Below are 16597 nucleotides of genomic sequence, written 5' to 3'. Positions count from 1 at the left end.
CATATAATTGTCACATAAAAGGGGTATATTAATAACTGTAAGAAGGAATTATAAATGCTTAGGAGGATTTTATGATGAGTGATGATAATATATATGATGTAGAAAATTATGAGGATGTTAGCAATGAAGAAACTGAAGTTTTAAGAACTTCAGTTGAAGAAAATACAAAAGAAGATTATACGGACGAACATAGATTTATAGAAGTAAATAATAATTTCAATCCTAATAAAGATACCAAGGTCATAAGGAAGAAAAAAAGTGGTGGATTTAAATTTATAGTAATAGCACTTATAACTGGGCTTCTTGGAGGAGCTATAGGGGGAGGAAGTGTGTATTATGCTATGAAGGATATTAATGCAAACCAAAAGGTGAATAATATTACACCAAATCCACAAACTTTCAATACAACAGGAGAGGCATTAACAAAGAGCGAAGCTTTTGAAAAAGTTGCTCCAGCTGTTGTAATAGTATCAGCAAATGGGGTAACAGATTATAGCGGAATAATTCCACAACAAGTAGATGGAATGGGTTCGGGATTTATTATAAATGAAGAAGGATATATATTAACAAACTATCATGTAATAGAAGGAGCAAAAGAAGTTATTGTTACTTTATCGGATGGTAGAGATGTAAAAGCAAAAGTTGTAAATTATGATCAAAATCAAGATATAGCTATGTTAAAATTAACTGACGATAGTATTAAAGTACCGGCTATAGTTGAATTAGGGAACTCTGATGCTTTAAAACCAGGTGAAGAAGTTCTAGCAATAGGAACACCACTTTCAAAGGATTTTAATCAAACTGTGACAGGTGGATTAGTAAGTGCAGTTAATAGAACGGTAGAAACAAGTACTGGTGTTAAACTAAATTTAATACAAACAGATGCGGCAATTAATCCAGGAAATAGCGGAGGACCACTTATTAATACAAAAGGCGAAGTAGTAGGAATAAATACATTAAAAATGTCAGGTGAAGCAGAAGGAATTGGATTTTCAATTCCTATAAATGAAGTAAAAGATAGGATAGATTCATTATCAAAGCCGATATTAAATTTAGGAGTATCAATAAGAGAGATTAATGAGCAACTTGCCAAACAATATGATATGGAAGAAGGATTATATATAATTGAGGTAACAGAATTTTCCCCAGCAGAAAAAGCAGGTCTGAAAAGTGGAGATTTAATCGTTAAGTTTGACGGACAAAGAATTAAGACATTTGATGAATTAAGAGCTATTAGGGATACCAAAAAAGAAGGTGATGTAGTTAAAGTAGAAGCAATTAGAAATGGTCAAACTAAAAGTTTTGATATTCAATTGGAAGTAAAGGAATAATATATACTATTTCGATCTAAATATTTAGATTGAAATTTTATAGGCTAGTTATATAAGTATATTTTAACAAGATATACTCTAATATAACTAGTCTTTTTTTGTCAAAACCACTCAACACAAAGAACATTTTATAAATAACGGAATACATTATACTATACGAAATTAATTTTAAACTTAGGAGGCAAAGTTATGAGCGGAAGAATAACATCATGCGAACTAAAGACAGGATGTAACGAACAAATTGAAGCAGTCGTTAGATTACCAGAGGAAAAGAGATCAGTTATATTTGGAACAGTTTTGGATTGTAATAGAATGCCTGTAGTAGATGCAGTAGTAAAATTATTACAAGTAGTAGATGGATGCAGATATCCTTATCCATTGACTCATACTTTTACAGATTGTCACGGACAATTCTTATTAGGACCTTTATGTCCAAATACAAAGTATATGCTAAAGATTTATAAAGACAATATAGTAATAAAATACTCTGAACTAGAAACTTCATCTTATAATGGAAAATGTATAGGAAAGCCTGAAAATAATGGCAACCCAGTTCCAAAACCATTTCCAGATAAGCCATCATGTGGATGCGATTGCTAATTTGACTAAATGATTAATTATCAAAAAAGCTTCTTAATTAACTATTAAGGGGCTTTTTTGATTGAATAAAGTTTGATAGAATTAATTTAACTTTATACGAATATAAATGGAGATATGATATGGAAAAGATAATGCTTTATATAGTAGGTGGTTTTTTTTTATTAGGAATAGTAGATTATATTATTGGAGGAAGATTTAATTTATATAAAGGGATAGAGAATGGAATTAAAAGTATGGGATCTCTTGCTTTATCGATGATAGGGATATTTTCAATAACGCCAATTATTTCAGATATTATAATTAAATATATTTTACCAATATTTAAAAATAGTTTTATAAACCCATCAGTAATAATTTCTTCTTTTATTGCAGTTGATATGGGAGGATATAAAATTACTGAAGCTATAGCTAACAATCATAATATGATGTACTTTTCTGGAATACTAATAGCATCAATGTTAGGATGCACTATGAGTTTTACAGTACCATTAGCTCTGGGTATAATTAATAGAAATAATATTGATATATTTTGCAAAGGAATTTTATGTGGAATAATAGCATTACCAATAGGATTGTTTATTGGGGGAGTACTATTACAAATTAACTTATACAATATTATAATTAGTATTTTACCAATTATAATAATATCTATAATTATTTCAATAGTTTTGAATAAAGCACCTAATGCTATGATATCATTTTTTAAATATATAGCTAAAATAATAGTTATGATAGGGGTTATAGGGTTGGGATTGCAAGGTTTTACATCCATAACAGGAATAGAAATAGTAGAAAATCTACTTCCTTTGGAAGAGATATTAACCATAGTTGGAAAGATAGCTATTTTCTTGGGTGGTGCTAATGTTATGTTAGAGGTAATAGGAAGAGTATTAAAAAAGGAAATAAGCATGTTAGGAAATGTATTACATATTAATTCAATATCTGTTACATCTCTTATTGGGAGTTTAGCTTCAGCAGTAATAATATTTACTAATTTTGATGAACTAGATGATAGAGGGAAATTAATATGCTCAGCTTTTTCAGTAGGTGGTGCATATGTATTTGGTGGACAACTAGGATATGTTTCTATAGAAGCAAAAGAAGTTATTCTAATTTATATATTAGTAAAATTAATATCAGGAATCATAGGAGTAATTATTGCTATTAAACTAAATAATAAAGGGCTGTCACATAGGAATTCCAATTAGGAATTGATAATTGTGCGACAGCTCCTTTTAAATTAATTGGCTAAAGTAAAATCTGTATTTGTTAATTTAAAAATATCTCTTATTCCATCGGTTATATAAACTTTATTATCTTTTGTTACAAAGATAGCATCTATACCATCTAGATTATGAACAAATTCGATGCCCTTTTCAACACCCATTGAGAAGACTGATGTAGAAAATCCGTCACCATCGGTAGATGTATCACTTATTATAGTTAATCCGGCAACTTCATTATCATAAGGATAACCTGTTTTAGGATTTAGAATATGATGATATTTAATACCGTCCTTTTCAATATATCTTTCATATATTCCAGATGTAACTATGGATTTGTTTTTTACAGTAATAGTTCCAACTATATCCCCACGATCAGAGAAAGGATTTTGAATTCCTATATTCCAATTACCACCATTAACTTTTTCACCATGAGCAAAAATATTTCCACCTAAATCAATTATAGCACTTTTAACTCCTTCATTTGTAAGGATGTCAGATATAACATCAGCAGTAAATCCTTTTGCAACTCCTCCAAGATCTAGCATCATGCCATTTCTCTTTAAAAATACTGTCTTATCATCATCGTTAAACTCAACATCATTAAATCCTATTAGAGGTAACTTTGAATTAATTTCATCTTGAGTAGGAACTTTAGCTTCTGGTAGTCCGATACTCCAAAGCTTAACTAAAGGCCCTATGGTAATATCAAAGAACCCATTAGATATCTTGGAATATTCTATTCCTTGTTTTATAACTTTATATGTATCATCATCGACTTTTACTGGTTGAACTCCAGCAGATTCATTAATCTTATCTACTAATGTACCATTTTCGTTTATGCTTAAATTATTTTCTAATTCTTTTACTTTATCAAATACTTTATCTAATATTTTCTCATCACTGCTATCATAAAGGGAGACACTTACTACTGTTCCCATCATTAATTCAGTCCTAGAAATAGGTTCAGTTACTTTGTTATCTTTTGAACAACCAGTCAAAATACTGAGAAAAAAAATTAACAAAAGGGAAGAAGTAAGAATCTTAAAATGTTTTTTCATATAATATAATCCTCCTAAATAATATGTCAATATCTATTATAGGTAAAAAAGTTATAAATAAAAAGGACTTTAGGCTAAAAAACCTAAAATCCTTTTATAGGTGATGTTATTTAGCACCTTCTAAAGCTTTTTCAGCTAAAGCTTTGAATGAATCAACTGAGTGAGTAGCACCAGTTATTACATCAATTTTAGAAGCATCTTGCTTTTCAACTAAAGCAGCTTCTAATTTAGGATAAACTTCGATTGGATTAGTACCACTCTTAGCTTTCATGTTAGTGTTGTAGTCAGCATCGTCTAACTTACTGCCTTTATCACCTTTTTCATCATATTTAACTGTAGCTATTTTTCCATCTTTAACTTCGATTTCTATAGATGCAACATAACCTCTTTCATCTTTTTCTGATTCAGCTTTGTATGTACCAGCTTTTAATCCAGTTTCCTTAGCTGTATCAGTAGTAGCATCTTTGCTTCCACATCCAACAAATACTGTAGTAGCTAATGCAGCAACAGCTACTAAACTTAAAATTCTTTTTGATTTCATAATAAAATCCCCCTTAAACATATTTAAATATTAAATAAGTACTTTAAACTACTAAATTATTATACACAATAATAATTTGGTTTGATATTCGATTTTCTTATGGTGTATAAGTAAAAATTATCGTGTTAAAAAATAGACAATAGAGTAAAAACATGATATTATAAGGGATGAAGAAGAATTTTCAGATTATTTAAAGAGAAAAAATTGTTAAAAAAGCCACAAAAAAATAATGCGATGTATATAGACATATATTAAAATAGTGTATAGAATTAAATATGCTATTTTAGAATTATTTATAATGAAGGGAAGGGTGTAACATGTCAAAAAATAAGATACTTGTTCTTGGTGCTGGATACGGTGGTGTTCATGCTGCTAAGAAATTAGCAAAGAAATATAAGAAAAATAACGATGTGGAAATTACATTAATAGATAAAAATCCATTCCATACTTTAATGACCGAATTACATGAAGTTGCTGGGGGGAGAGTTCATCCTGAATCTGTACAAGTTGAACTATCTAAAATTTTTGGAAAATCAAAAGTTAATTTAGTTACAGATCTTATAGAAAATGTAGATACAGATAAAAAGGTAGTAAAGACTAAATGTGGAGAATATTCATATGACTACTTAGTAATTGGAACTGGTAGTGAACCAGCATTTTTTGGAGTACCAGGAGTAAAAGAAAATGGATTTACTTTATGGTCATTTGAAGATGCTTTAAAAATAAGAAAGCATATACAAGATATGTTTGCTAAAGCAAGCTTAGAAAGAGATGCAGCTAAAAGAAAGGAAATGCTTACTTTTATAGTAGCTGGATCAGGTTTTACTGGCATAGAAATGGCAGGAGAACTTTTAGAGTGGAAAACTAAATTATCAAAAGAACATAATGTTGATGAAAGTGAAGTTACTTTAAAAGTTGTTGAAGCTATGGGAACTATCTTAAATATGTTAGATAGAAAGCAAGCTGATAAAGCAGAAAGATATATGGCTAAGCATGGAATGGAGATATTAAAGAATTCTCCTATTACAGAAGTAGCTGCTGATAAAATAGTACTTAAGAGTGGAAAAGAAATAAAGACAAAAACATTAATATGGACTTGTGGAATACAAGCAAACCAAGATGCTAAGGAATATGGACTAGAAACAGCTAGAGCAGGAAGATTACAAACTAATGAATATATGCAAGCTGTAGGGAAGAAAGACGTATTTGTTGTTGGAGATATGGCTTATTTTGAAGAAGAAGCTGGTAAGGGTACTCCACAAATAGTTGAAGCAGCAGAACAAACAGCTAATACAGCAGTTAAAAATATAATTGCTTCAATAGAAAATAAAGAAATGGAAAAATTCCAAGGTAAGTACCATGGATTTATGGTTTCAATTGGTGGAAGATATTGCGTTGCTAACTTAATGGGAATGAAATTATCAGGATTCTTTGCAATGATAATGAAACATTTTGTTAATATGTATTACCTATGGGGAGTAAATAATATTAACGCTGTATATAATTATTTACAACATGAATTCTTTACAATGGAAGATAGAAGATCTGTAATGAGAGGTCATGTATCATCTAAAGCAAATAGATTATGGTTAGTACCTTTAAGATTATATATCGGATGCTTATGGTTAATAGAAGGAATAAAGAAGCTATTAGGTGAAGGCACATGGGATGCTATGTGGAAAGCTGATAGCATAAGCGATTTCTTTAAGGCAATAACTATTGGTGCTGATAGTTGGACTAAAGCAGGTAACGTTAAGATGCCATTTACTTGGTTACAAGATGCAACATCAGGTGCATCAGCAGCAACAGGAGCTTCAAATGCAGAAGCAGCAACAGAATGGGCTACTCCAATTATTAAGGAAATTCCAGGCTGGTATGCATCAATAATGCAAATAATGATGCCAAATCCAGAAGTAGCTGTATGGTTCCAAAGAATTGTTGTATTAATGGAAATAGGAATGGGATTATGTTTAATAGCAGGATTATTTACATTTATATTTAGTGCTGTTTCAGCAGGTATGGTAGTAAACTTTATTTTATGTGCTATGGCTGGTTGGGATATACTTTGGTATTTCTTTGGCTCAATTGCATTAATGGGTGGTGCAGGTAGAGTATTTGGATTAGATTATTATATAATGCCATGGATTACTAGGCTTGCGGATAATTTCTGGCACGGAAAGAAGCAACCAACTTATAAAAATGTATAGAAATTAAGGTAGGATATAATTTCCATATTGCATAATAATTATATAAGGTAGGGTTTTTGCTCTACCTTATATATATATGTATATATAAATTGTGAATTCATCCAATTATTTATAATGGAGATGATAATTTTATGTTTAAAAAACTAGATTTTGTTATAATAGCAGTATTAATGTTATTATCCTTTTTACCAGAAATTATTTTAGGAGCATCAGTAGGAAAAGGGTTTAACAATACATATGCAGAAATAACAGTTTCGGGAAAATTGTATAAAACAATACCTTTATCAGAAAATAAGGGTGAAAAAACTATAGAAATAAAAACTAAAGAAGGAATAAATATTATAAAGATAAAGGATAACAAAATAGGTATAATAGAAGCAGACTGCCCAGATAAGGTATGCATGAATCCAGATTATATAGAGAAACCTGGGCAAAGTTTAGTATGTCTTCCTCATAAAGTCATGATACAAATAAAAGGAACGAGTGAAGATGATGTTATACTATCTTATTAAGGAGGAGCTATGAAAAAAACTAATAAAATAGTATATATAGGATTATTAGTGGCTCAAGCCTTAGTTTTACATATTGTTGAGCGAATGATTCCTGTCCCATTTGTAACACCAGGTGCTAAATTAGGATTAGCGAATTTAATTACTGTTATTGCTTTATATACGTTAGACAGCAAGAAAGATGCTTTTTTAGTATTATTCTTAAGACTTACATTATCAACAATGTTCGGTGGTAACTTATCATCTTTTATGTATAGCGCAACAGGTGGAATTTTAAGTTTTGGTGCAATGACTATTGTAAAAGATTTATTTAAAGATAAGGTTAGTATCATAGGTGTAAGCTCGGCAGGAGCAATATTTCATAATGTTGGGCAATTATTAATAGCTTCTTTAATAGTTAAAAATATAGGAGTTATGCTATATTTACCTATATTATCAACTGTAGGAATTATTACTGGGATTTTTATTGGTATAACTGCAAACTATGTAGTAGCACATTTAAGGAAGTTACCAATGTTTAGATAATATAAAAGATAAATATACTTGTAGTATATTTATCATTTAAATTATTAATTGAAACATATATATTAACAAGGTGAAAATACTAAATTTATGATTTAGATTATCACTAAGAAGGTGGATTATAATGGACAAAATTTGGAATAAGTATCCTGAGATAAAGCAAGAACTTGTTGATGTATTGAATCTTATGAAAAGTAATGTTAAATGCAAAGACAAGAAAATTGAGAATTCAATAATAGAGCTAATAGAATCTGGTGGTAAGTTATTGAGACCAGCTTTTGTTTTAATAGGATCAAAGTTTGGAGAGTATGATCGAGAAAAATCTATTCCAACAGCTGCAGTAATTGAAATGTTACATATGGCTACATTAGTACATGATGATGTAATAGATGATTCAAAACTTAGAAGAGGTCAAGAAACTATTCAATCTAAATATGGAAAGGATTATGCCGTTTACATAGGTGATTATCTTTTTTGCATATGCTTTAAAATCCTAGCAACAAATGCTTCATTACAAGCTATAAAAGTTGATTCAAGAGCAATGTCTAAAATATGTATGGGTGAAGTAAATCAATTAAATTCTAGATTTTCAATGAATTTATCTGTTAAAGATTACTTAAGCAGAATATCAGGTAAAACAGCTGAATTATTCTCAATTTCATTATACCTGGGAGCAGCAGAATGTAATGCAAACACAAAGATTAGTAGAGAGCTTAGAAATATAGGGCATAATTTAGGTATGGCTTTTCAAATAATAGATGATATATTAGATTACGAAGGAAATGATGAAAGTATTAAAAAGTCTGCAGCAAATGATTTAAAACAAGGTATATACACACTTCCATTAATTTATGCTTACAAAAAAGATAAAAATGCTTTCGATAATATTCTGGCTAAGGATTTTTATACAGAAGAAGAAGTAAGTAAAATAATAGAGTTAGTTAAGAAAAATAATGGAATAGAAAACGCTAAGGAATTAGCAGAAAAGTATATGAAGAAATGTTTTAAAGGAATAGATAGGCTTCCAGAAAATGAATATAAGTATATTTTAAGAGATATAGCGGAATGGTTGTTGTTAAGAACATATTAAAAGGATACTTAAACTAAGTATCCTTTTAACATATTTTTTAATGATTTTATAAAATCAGAATTAGTTTTATAAAAGGCTTCAGAATAATTTATATAAATTGGAATTGATAGAGAAAAGTCTTCTATTTTAATCCTTTTTATATTAGTAGTAGAACAATAGTTGTTATACATACTCATTGGTATAAATGTAACAGCTTTAGTTGATAAAACTCCATTTAGTGCAGAAAAATAAGAATTAGTTCTATAGAGAATGTTTGAGTTATCTAAATCATTTTCATCACAATTTAATTCTGAACATAAAAAACGTTTTAAGCAGTTTTTATCTGAAGCTAAAATTAAGGGCAATTCAAAAAGTTGCTCTTTTTTTATACTATTGATTTGAAAGTTTTTATCTGCAACTAAAACTATTTCATCATTTCCTAGTTGTTTTGTAACAATACTATCATTACGTTCTGGTTTTCTATAGCATATATAAACATCACAAATATTATTTAATAAATTTAAATTAGAACAACAATCTATAGTATTAAGATTTATAGTATATGAATTATATACCTTTTTTAGCTTAGAAACTAAAGCTGGCAAAATAGTTAAGCTTATAGATTCAACAGCTTCAATTGATATAAATGTCTTTTTATGAATCGAATTAGATAATTCTTCTTGCATTTTATTATAAGAACTAAGAATAGATTCGCAATATTTAAATAAAATTTCTCCTTCTGGAGTTAGAGTAACACCTTTATTACTTCTATTTAATAATTTTACATTTAATTTATCTTCTAGTTTAAGTATTTGTTGACTTAGTGCAGATTGTGATATATGAGTATTTTTAGCTACTGTTGAAATACTTTTTGATTTAGCAACCTTAAAAAAATAATTTAAACTATCTATATGCATAATAGTCTCCTATCTAATAATCTATATGTTTAAATATTATAGTATAATAATATAGAAAAATCAAAATTATTTGATATTATATATATTTAATAATATAATTCTTAACAATAATTTAGTTAAGTTTGGATATTTACTACAATTTATGCAATAAAGCTATTTGATAGTGTATAATTTTATTATATATATGAGGATGTGATTGATATGAAAATAAGAAAGAAATTAATAATATATTTATTAATAGCTATATTTATTATAATAACCATTAATATGTTTTTTGCCAAACCAAGTAATGGAATGTTAAAGGGAAATATAGTTATATGGTCAGAAGAGAAGTACTATTCATATTTTACTTCTATTGCAAAAGAGTTTGAAGAAAACAATAAAAAGGTTAAAGTGCAAGTTGTTAAAATAAATGATGGAAATTATTTAGAAAAGATTTCAAATACAGATTCTAAAGATTTACCCAATATAGTTTATTTAGATTTTATAGAATTAAATAAAATTAAGGATAAGTTGAATTTTAAAGAAGAAAATAAAGAAATAATTGAAACCTACAGTAAAAATTTTAATGAAAGTAGACTTCAAGAAGTTATAATAAATAAAAATTATAATGCAGTTCCATTTACATCTAATCCTATAGGCTTATTTTTAAGAAGTGATATTTTAAAGACTTATGGGTATAAAGTAGAAGATATAAACACATGGAGTGAGTTAATAAGTATAGGAAAAGATATATATAATAAAAGCAATGGAGAAATAAATATCTTTTCAAGCAAGGATAAAGATAATATAAATCTTTTAATAACTGCGCAATTAGTTGATTTAGAAAGTAAAGAGTATTCTGAAGCAGAAATCAAAGATACTATAAATGAGGTATATAATAATAACTTTATAAATGACAATAATTATATTTGTAGAATAGCTTCTATAGATTTTTATAAAGATATAAATACAAATGAAATAAATGGAGAGTGGGAGTGTAAGAATCCTCCAAGCTTTAATATTGGTGAAAATAGGTTTTATGATTTAGGTGGAGAAAATTTAGTGGCTTTAAAAGTTGATGATAATAAAGAAGTTATCAAAAGTTTTATTGCTTATTCAGCAACTCATAAGGAGTTATTATCTAAAGAGTTATTAAATTATAATTTTGTACCTAGTTCATTATATTCTTTAAGAATAAAGTATGAAGATAAAAGTAATAAAATTTTGGAAGGAAGTAGCCCCTTCTTAATATTAAGTAATATAGTTGAAAGGGCTCCTAAAATAAAGAATTATAATAAATTTTAATTATATAATATACGATTTATATAATTAGAGTTGATATATTTTCTCATAGGCAGACAGAGTTTTAATTGCTGTTTCCCTCCAAGAAAATTTAAGACTTCTTTCATACCCCTTTTTTGATAAGGTTTCTTTTAAACTGTTATTATTCAATAAATTTACTAAGGATTCTTCTAGATCTTGCCTTCTAGAAGGATCTATTAATATACAAGCATCTCCAGCAACTTCAGGAATAGAGGTAACATTTGAGGTTATGACTGGAGTCATGCAGCTCATAGCTTCTAAAGGTGGAAGCCCAAAACCTTCGTAGAAAGAAGGATATACAAAAGCTTCAGCTCCGTTATATAAAACCGGAAGAAGAGAGTCTTCAATAAATCCAGTAAAAATTATATTATTTTTATTAGGTAAATTTTCTACCATTTGAGCAAGTTTCATACCTTCATCTTTAAGAGATCCAGCTAAAAGCAATGTATGTGGCTCTTTAAGGTCTTTAAAAATTTTATCAAAAGCTAAGATAAGTTCTTTAGCGTTTTTACGTACACTAAATCCACCTATGTATAATATATAAGGAGTATTTAAATTAAACTTTTCCTTAATATAATTTTTGCAGTAGTTTTTATCTAAAGGTTTAAAATTTGAATTAGCAGCTAAAGGCGTAACAAAAACCTTTTCTTCAGGTATATGATTAAAAAATTTTAAAATATCCTTCTTAGAATATTCAGAAACAGTAAGAATTCCTTTGGCGGTATCTATTATAGAAGGCATATTTTTTAAAAATCTTTCAAGATATCTCCTGCCAGTTGTATCTGGTAAAATATATGGAATTAGATCATGTATAGTTACTATACAATTATTTTTATAATTATCACAAAGGCCAATTCCGTTTTGTGGAATATGATGGATATCAATATTATTATTATTTATAAAATTAGGAAAATAATAATTTTCGTAAAATCCACCATGCTTTTTAGAGGTGAAAATTATTTTACTATTGTCTTTTTTAAATCTTTCATAATCAGTTCCTGTCCAAAATAATGAGTATTCATTTTGTTTATCTATATTAAGAAGTTCAATAACAAGGTTTTCGGTATAAGTACCAATACCAGTACCATTATATAAGTTTATACCTCTTGCATCTATAGATATTTTCATACTAATCCTCCTAAAATTATCCTATATATTATAAATATTAGGTATTTTTATTTATATAACAAAATATTATTAATAATTTAATTCTGTGATAATAAACACAATAAAATATATATTTTCATATAATGACATAGAATAAGTCTTAAGGAGAATTCTATGGATATTTCATATATAAAGAAAGAAATTGAATCTAAGTATTCTTTAAATATATTAAGTATAGAAAAGATCAAAAATAGCTATAAGATTAGAACTGAGGATGAGGATTATGGTATTAAAGTTATTAAATATCAATTTTCTCATTTTTATTTTATATTTTCAGCTATTAATCATTTACAAAAACGTGGATTTAATAAGATCCCCACAATTATAGAAACTAAAGATAATTCTGGATATATAAAGCTTGGTAATTGTTATGCATATTTAAATAAATGGATAGATTGTAGAAATTGTAATTATAAAAACTTGCATGAACTAGAGTTGGCAGCAGCCAAATTAGGAGAACTTCATAAATGTAGTGAGGGGTTTACAGTTAGTAGAAGTATGAAGCCAAGAATAGCTTGGTATTCATGGATAAAGGTTTTTGAAACAAGATGTGAAGAAATATTAGATTTTAAAAAAAGGATTTATCAAAAAGCATATAGATCTATATTTGATGAAATATATCTAGAGGCTATAGAAGATGAATTACAAAGGGGAAGGAAATCAATAGAGGAATTAAAATTAAATAAATATATAGAAGTTATGGATAGAGAAGTCATGAAAAGGGGATTTTGTCACCATGATTATGCTAATCACAATGTATTAATAGATAAAAGTGGGAATTTAAATATAATAGATTTTGATTATTGCATATTAGATTCCCATATACATGATTTATCATCACTACTAATTAGAAGTATGAAAGATGGAAATTGGAGTAATGCCAGAGCCACCTTGGTGTTAGATAGTTACTCTAAAACTCATTCAATATATGATGATGAACTAGAACTTATAAAAGGGTTTATTAGATTCCCACAAGGATTTTGGCAAATTGGACTTCAATACTATTGGGAACAGCAGCCTTGGGGAGAAGAATTTTTAGTTAATAAGCTTAATAAATACCTAAGGGATAGGAATAATAGAGAAAAGTTTGTTGATAGCTTTTTTTGATAGAGGTGATAAGATGGGAAAATTTGAACTAAAATCATATTTAGAAGAAAGAGAGATTTATATATTAAATGAAAAAGTAAGCAAAACAATAGATAAGAATTGGGAAAGTATATTTACTCAAATTGAAAATATAGTTCTATTTCAAAGTAAAGTTAATTCTTATAAAGAAAATTTATTACCTAGAATCGGAGGATCTATTGGGAGAGAAATTAATAATTATAATTCTCAAATAATTTTACTAGGGAGGTATCTTAAAGAAATAGAAAATAAAAGTCACTTAAATTTAATTGATTTCTATTTAATAAAGAATGGTGAATATCTATTAAATAAGGGTAAAAAAGCCTTAAACAACTTATACTCAAGTAATTATAGAAGTTTAATTGAGAGAAGTATGAAAAACTATGAAGTTTGTTTAGGTAGAGTTGATGAGAATAATTTAATTGTATCTAGAGATAATAAAATTTTTATAGGAACAATAAAATATTTAACATATAACATTAAGGAACATGATATATATTCATATATAAAGAAAATAAAGAGGAAAGACACAAATATAGATATAGAAGAGATAATAAATTTTTATGTTACTAAATCAAATTTAGAAGAAGATAGTAAGGAATATTTAAGGTCATTAAGTGCATATCCAAATGAAGAATTTAAGATTATGGAGAGATATATATTAGGAAAATTAAATTTAAAAGAAGAGGAAATTATAGAAAGTCTATATAAGGCAAGAAAAATGGATAGTAGATGTTTATTAATTTAGTGGGGGAGTTTGAAGATGAATAAATTTAGATATATTGATAGAGATATATTATGTAAGTATGATTTAAGTGAAGAATTTTTTGCAAAGTTATCTCTAGAAATTGAAGATATAATACCATTAAGAAAAGTTTTTGTTTTATTGACAAATGAAGGTAAGAAAATATTAAAGCTTACAGATTCAAGTGAAGAAAGAATATTATTTATAAATGAAGCTTTAAATTATATATATAAAGAATATAATGATGTTCTTAGTTATTATGTAAATAAAGATGGTAAAATAGTTCATCATTTTAGGGAAAATACTTATGTATTGCTAGATATGATAGAAGGAAGAGAAGCTACATTTACTAATCCTATAGAAATTGAGATGTGTGCTAAAAGCATAGCAAATATGCATAAGGCATCAAAGGGTATATTTAATAAGCTTAATGGAGATATAGTAAAAGGAAACTTAGGCGAATACTTACCCTATCAATTTAATAAAGCTAAAGAAGATTTGGATAATATTAAAGAATATGTAAAAAGATTCAGACATAAAGATGAATTCGATAAAATATTCTTAGAAAACGTTGATAATAATATATATCAAATACAAAAGGCTATAGAACTTTTAGCTATGTGTGAATATAATTCAATGCTTGAAGATTTTAATAAAAGAGTTTTATGTCATAACGATTTAGCGCACCATAATTTTATTATTGATGGGGATAGAGTGAAGATAATAGATTTTGATTATTGTAAAATAGATACTAGAGCTGTAGATGTAGCTAATTATGTTATAAGAGTAATAAAAAATAGTTATTATGATATTAGTAAATTTAAACTAGTATTAGATTCTTATAATTCAATAGAAAAATTAAGCAAACAAGAAATAAAACTTATATATTCAATAATAAGTTTTCCAAGAGATTTTGTTACAATAGTCAGAGATTACTATTATAAGCAAAAAAATGGGATTATGAAGTATTTCTAAATAGACTGAATGATAAAATAAGTAACGAGAATTACAGAAAAGACCTTATAGAAAATTTTATAGTAGAAATGAATCAATATTTCTACTAAATAAATAAAAGGACATCTATTTAATTAATAGTGATGTCCTTTTATTTTTCCTATATCAATTTTGTATAATTTTTTCATAAGCTGTTAGAGTTGATTTAGCAGTTATATTCCATGAGTAGTTAGAACTTTTTATTATTCCTTGACTAATCATATTTAACCTAAGAGAATTGTCATTTAAAACTCTATCTATAGCACAGGTTAATTCATCTATACTATAAGGATTAATTAATAAAGCGGAATCATAACAGATCTCAGGAAGTGATGTCACATTAGAAGTTATTACGGGAGTACCACAAGCCATTGCCTCTAATGGAGGTAAACCAAATCCTTCGTAAAATGATGGATACGCTAATAATTCACATGCATTATAAAAAATAGGTAATTTCTCAAGAGGAATGAAATCTGTAAAAATAACATCATTTTCAATATTAAGATCTATAGTACGTTTTTTATAAATATCATATGAAATACCTTTTTTCCCTGTTATAACTAGCTTAAAATTTCTTTTTGCATTTTTAGGAAGACGAGAAAAGGATTCTATTAAACCTACTATATTTTTTCTAGGACTAAAGCCACCTACATATAATATAAAATCATCTTCTATACTATATTCGTCTTCAATAATTTTTTTGCATTGACGCTTATTCAAAGGTCTATATATATCCTCAGCAGCAAGATGAGTAACAAAAATTTTATCCTTAGGAAAATTAAATTCTTTTGATATATCTTGCTTTGAAAATTCAGAAACTGTTAAAATACCATCACAACTATTTATTATCTTAGGAAGTTCGTTGTTAAATATATATAAATAACGATCACTAACGGTTTCTGGCATTCTCAATGGGATTATATCATGCAAAGTAATGGTTTTATGACAATTTATACTAGTGGAAAGACCAACGCCATTCTGAGGGACATGATAGATATCTATATTAGTATCATCTAAAATATTAGGAATTCTAACTTCATCCCAAAAACTAGAATTCGAAGAGGCCTTAACTGATTCAACATTAAAATTGCCACTTAAATCTAGAGCTGAGTTTTCAGGTAGAAAAACTAAGTAGTCATTAAGTTTATCAACTTTGTTTATACTATTTATGAGTTGATAAGTATATGTGCCAATTCCAGTTCCTCTATACCATTTTGCAGCTCTGCCATCTATGCCTATCTTCATGATTTAATCCTTTCATATTGTTTTTAATTTATTATAT

Annotated in this window: 16 protein-coding genes; 11 read left to right on the top strand and 5 right to left on the bottom strand. The window is 27.4% G+C overall.

The features are described from left to right. Nucleotides 1-74 precede the first annotated feature (74 nt). The 3 genes from A500_RS16990 to eutH all read left to right on the top strand — a co-directional run bounded on the left by A500_RS16990 (nt 75) and on the right by eutH (nt 3139). On the top strand, nt 75-1331 hold the full coding sequence (locus tag A500_RS16990) for a S1C family serine protease (protein ID WP_016208802.1): 1257 nt from the start codon (nt 75-77) through the stop codon (nt 1329-1331). A gap of 189 nt (nt 1332-1520) precedes the next feature. Beyond that, the gene (locus A500_RS16985) at nt 1521-1931 is read left to right on the top strand and encodes a hypothetical protein (RefSeq protein ID WP_016208801.1); all 411 of its coding nucleotides are present in this window, start codon (nt 1521-1523) and stop codon (nt 1929-1931) included. Between the two features lie 119 nt (nt 1932-2050). Beyond that, the gene (gene eutH, locus A500_RS16980) at nt 2051-3139 is read left to right on the top strand and encodes an ethanolamine utilization protein EutH (protein ID WP_016208800.1); all 1089 of its coding nucleotides are present in this window, start codon (nt 2051-2053) and stop codon (nt 3137-3139) included. A 32-nt stretch (nt 3140-3171) separates the two neighbouring features. Here the strand turns inward: eutH and A500_RS16975 are convergent, their stop codons facing one another. Beyond that, a complete protein-coding gene (locus tag A500_RS16975; RefSeq protein WP_016208799.1) occupies nt 3172-4215 on the bottom strand; it encodes an FAD:protein FMN transferase in 1044 nt (347 codons plus the stop codon). Nucleotides 4216-4321: 106 nt separating this feature from the next. Beyond that, on the bottom strand, nt 4322-4756 hold the full coding sequence (locus tag A500_RS16970; protein WP_016208798.1) for an FMN-binding protein: 435 nt from the start codon (nt 4754-4756) through the stop codon (nt 4322-4324). A gap of 317 nt (nt 4757-5073) precedes the next feature. Here A500_RS16970 and A500_RS16965 point away from each other — a divergent pair, with 317 nt between their 5' ends. The 4 genes from A500_RS16965 to A500_RS16950 all read left to right on the top strand — a co-directional run bounded on the left by A500_RS16965 (nt 5074) and on the right by A500_RS16950 (nt 9084). Beyond that, the gene (locus tag A500_RS16965) at nt 5074-6963 is read left to right on the top strand and encodes an FAD-dependent oxidoreductase (RefSeq protein ID WP_016208797.1); all 1890 of its coding nucleotides are present in this window, start codon (nt 5074-5076) and stop codon (nt 6961-6963) included. A gap of 131 nt (nt 6964-7094) precedes the next feature. Next, nucleotides 7095-7475, top strand: a complete 381-nt coding sequence (locus tag A500_RS16960) for a NusG domain II-containing protein (protein ID WP_016208796.1) — start codon at nt 7095-7097, stop codon at nt 7473-7475. A 9-nt stretch (nt 7476-7484) separates the two neighbouring features. After that, a complete protein-coding gene (locus A500_RS16955) occupies nt 7485-7997 on the top strand; it encodes a Gx transporter family protein (protein WP_016208795.1) in 513 nt (170 codons plus the stop codon). A gap of 121 nt (nt 7998-8118) precedes the next feature. Then, nucleotides 8119-9084 carry a polyprenyl synthetase family protein gene (locus tag A500_RS16950; RefSeq protein ID WP_016208794.1) on the top strand — a complete coding sequence of 322 codons (966 nt, stop codon included), beginning with the start codon at nt 8119-8121 and terminating at the stop codon, nt 9082-9084. An 8-nt stretch (nt 9085-9092) separates the two neighbouring features. Here A500_RS16950 and A500_RS16945 read toward each other — a convergent pair whose 3' ends face one another. Next, the gene (locus A500_RS16945) at nt 9093-9980 is read right to left on the bottom strand and encodes a LysR family transcriptional regulator (RefSeq protein ID WP_016208793.1); all 888 of its coding nucleotides are present in this window, start codon (nt 9978-9980) and stop codon (nt 9093-9095) included. 201 nt (nt 9981-10181) lie between these two features. Between A500_RS16945 and A500_RS16940 the strand changes: the two genes are divergently transcribed. Next, nucleotides 10182-11267, top strand: coding sequence for an ABC transporter substrate-binding protein (locus tag A500_RS16940; protein WP_016208792.1), 1086 nt, complete (start codon nt 10182-10184; stop codon nt 11265-11267). A gap of 24 nt (nt 11268-11291) precedes the next feature. Here A500_RS16940 and A500_RS16935 read toward each other — a convergent pair whose 3' ends face one another. Beyond that, on the bottom strand, nt 11292-12413 hold the full coding sequence (locus tag A500_RS16935; protein ID WP_016208791.1) for a glycosyltransferase family 4 protein: 1122 nt from the start codon (nt 12411-12413) through the stop codon (nt 11292-11294). A 153-nt stretch (nt 12414-12566) separates the two neighbouring features. Between A500_RS16935 and A500_RS16930 the strand changes: the two genes are divergently transcribed. The 3 genes from A500_RS16930 to A500_RS16920 are packed head-to-tail and all read left to right on the top strand — an operon-like array spanning nt 12567 to nt 15297. Further along, nucleotides 12567-13559, top strand: coding sequence for a CotS family spore coat protein (locus A500_RS16930; RefSeq protein ID WP_016208790.1), 993 nt, complete (start codon nt 12567-12569; stop codon nt 13557-13559). 13 nt (nt 13560-13572) lie between these two features. Further along, nucleotides 13573-14325, top strand: a complete 753-nt coding sequence (locus A500_RS16925; protein WP_040437093.1) for a hypothetical protein — start codon at nt 13573-13575, stop codon at nt 14323-14325. A gap of 15 nt (nt 14326-14340) precedes the next feature. Further along, nucleotides 14341-15297, top strand: coding sequence for a CotS family spore coat protein (locus A500_RS16920; protein WP_016208788.1), 957 nt, complete (start codon nt 14341-14343; stop codon nt 15295-15297). Nucleotides 15298-15441: 144 nt separating this feature from the next. Here the strand turns inward: A500_RS16920 and A500_RS16915 are convergent, their stop codons facing one another. Then, entirely contained in the window at nt 15442-16560 is a 1119-nt protein-coding gene (locus A500_RS16915) for a glycosyltransferase family 4 protein (RefSeq protein WP_016208787.1), read from the bottom strand. Nucleotides 16561-16597: the final 37 nt, after the last annotated feature.

The organism is Clostridium sartagoforme AAU1 (genome assembly GCF_000401215.1).
GTDB classification, from domain to species: Bacteria; Bacillota; Clostridia; order Clostridiales; family Clostridiaceae; genus Clostridium; species Clostridium sartagoforme.
This window is presented reverse-complemented; position numbering and strand designations above follow the sequence as displayed.

Coding starts and splice junctions, on each gene's coding strand:
- A500_RS16920 (WP_016208788.1), top strand. CDS start 14,341: ATGAATAAATTTAGATATATTGATAGAGATATATTATGTAAGTATGAT.
- A500_RS16970 (WP_016208798.1), bottom strand. CDS start 4,756: ATGAAATCAAAAAGAATTTTAAGTTTAGTAGCTGTTGCTGCATTAGCT.
- A500_RS16945 (WP_016208793.1), bottom strand. CDS start 9,980: ATGCATATAGATAGTTTAAATTATTTTTTTAAGGTTGCTAAATCAAAA.
- A500_RS16975 (WP_016208799.1), bottom strand. CDS start 4,215: ATGAAAAAACATTTTAAGATTCTTACTTCTTCCCTTTTGTTAATTTTT.
- A500_RS16915 (WP_016208787.1), bottom strand. CDS start 16,560: ATGAAGATAGGCATAGATGGCAGAGCTGCAAAATGGTATAGAGGAACT.
- A500_RS16950 (WP_016208794.1), top strand. CDS start 8,119: ATGGACAAAATTTGGAATAAGTATCCTGAGATAAAGCAAGAACTTGTT.
- A500_RS16935 (WP_016208791.1), bottom strand. CDS start 12,413: ATGAAAATATCTATAGATGCAAGAGGTATAAACTTATATAATGGTACT.
- A500_RS16990 (WP_016208802.1), top strand. CDS start 75: ATGAGTGATGATAATATATATGATGTAGAAAATTATGAGGATGTTAGC.
- A500_RS16985 (WP_016208801.1), top strand. CDS start 1,521: ATGAGCGGAAGAATAACATCATGCGAACTAAAGACAGGATGTAACGAA.
- A500_RS16925 (WP_040437093.1), top strand. CDS start 13,573: ATGGGAAAATTTGAACTAAAATCATATTTAGAAGAAAGAGAGATTTAT.
- A500_RS16940 (WP_016208792.1), top strand. CDS start 10,182: ATGAAAATAAGAAAGAAATTAATAATATATTTATTAATAGCTATATTT.
- A500_RS16930 (WP_016208790.1), top strand. CDS start 12,567: ATGGATATTTCATATATAAAGAAAGAAATTGAATCTAAGTATTCTTTA.
- A500_RS16955 (WP_016208795.1), top strand. CDS start 7,485: ATGAAAAAAACTAATAAAATAGTATATATAGGATTATTAGTGGCTCAA.
- eutH (WP_016208800.1), top strand. CDS start 2,051: ATGGAAAAGATAATGCTTTATATAGTAGGTGGTTTTTTTTTATTAGGA.
- A500_RS16965 (WP_016208797.1), top strand. CDS start 5,074: ATGTCAAAAAATAAGATACTTGTTCTTGGTGCTGGATACGGTGGTGTT.
- A500_RS16960 (WP_016208796.1), top strand. CDS start 7,095: ATGTTTAAAAAACTAGATTTTGTTATAATAGCAGTATTAATGTTATTA.